Here is a 1,260-nt window from a genome sequence, read left to right as displayed (position 1 = left end):
TTAGAGGGCTGGGAACTGGTAGCCTGATAGCTGACGGCCACCACCGCGGTTGTCAGCGTCAGGCGACGCCCGCGAACGCTATCGACCTCCTCAATAGCGGACGGCCGCTTCTCTCTTCATTATTGCCATCCAGCGGTCAGATATGTGAAAATTCAGTCGCAATCACGACTGTGCGACAAGCGGGTGATTTCAGGCGACAGCCTCTCGATCGTCACAAAACGCCGTCGCCAACCCTGATCGGCGACTATCGTGTGTTTTTCGACAGTGCGCGGGGGACAGTCAGCGCTTACCCGGCCAGGCTATCTGCTACGCGTTACTTAATGCTGACTGATCTAAGTGAGTTCGGATGTGATTTAAACCAATCAGAGCAGGACAGGCTTGAACGGTATAACGCCTCGAGGGCGTGCTGCATGCTCTATGCGGGGCAGCCCGGAGGGGGCACTGGCATGAGTGGTAATGAACAATATTACTTACTTCGAGCGCAGCATGAACTTGATATGGCAACCCAAGCCAAAGATCCTATCGTAATAAAACTTCATCTAGACATGGCAGCTAGGTATGCGGCGCTGCGCGAGCTAGCGGATGCGGAGACTCTGAATGCAGAAGGCTGCTCCGATAACTGACCTCCAAACACTAGCGAATAACCTAGATGCGCTAATTGCGTTTGCCGATCAGGAGGAAAACTATGCTCTCGCAGCGACTCTAAATGCAGCACGAGTGCAGTTCTTCCAAATCTATGGTCAACCGACGGAATAACATACTCCTCGGACAAGAAGTATAGCAGACTTGCAGGCTTGGAGAAATACGTGGAAGCGAGGGATCGTCCGGCGGTGACAGCCGACTCAATATTAAAGTTTCGACGCATTCGATCCGAGATAATGCCCCGTGAGTTGTTCAGCGAACCGGGATGGGAATTGTTGCTCGAACTGTTCGTCGCCGACGCCAATGGCCGTCGCGTCACCGCGCGCGAGGTAAGCCATCGGAACAATATACCCGGCAATGTACTAGCCCGTTGGCTGATGCATCTCACTCAAATAGGCTTCATCATCGGCGACGGGGACGGCAATCTTGACGATCAGTTGACGCTCTCAGGCAAAGCGCTCGATATCATCGAGACAGTTATGGCGAAAGCCGCCGAGCTCCGCGAGGCAGGTTGAGTGTTACTGCAACTCGCAGCGAGAGTCTGAAGCCGCCCACTTGTCGACCTTCTTTGGTTCTGTGACGATGCCTGAAAGCTGCCGTTCGTTTGGTTGATAGGCA

Annotated in this window: 2 protein-coding genes; both read left to right on the top strand. The window is 53.8% G+C overall.

The annotated features are described in order from the left end of the window. Positions 1–623, top strand: a 623-nt coding sequence (locus IFT71_RS21295) for a hypothetical protein (protein WP_206757485.1), incomplete at its 5' end; no start/stop codon positions are given. A 294-nt stretch (positions 624–917) separates the two neighbouring features. Continuing rightward, on the top strand, positions 918–1,157 hold the full coding sequence (locus IFT71_RS21050) for a hypothetical protein (RefSeq protein WP_192143449.1): 240 nt from the start codon (positions 918–920) through the stop codon (positions 1,155–1,157). Positions 1,158–1,260: the final 103 nt, after the last annotated feature.

Source organism: Sphingomonas sp. CFBP 13733 (assembly GCF_014841795.1).
In the GTDB taxonomy this organism is placed as follows: domain Bacteria; phylum Pseudomonadota; class Alphaproteobacteria; order Sphingomonadales; family Sphingomonadaceae; genus Sphingomonas; species Sphingomonas aerolata.
The sequence above is the reverse complement of the archived record's forward strand: the minus strand, read 5'-3'. Positions and strand labels throughout refer to the sequence as shown.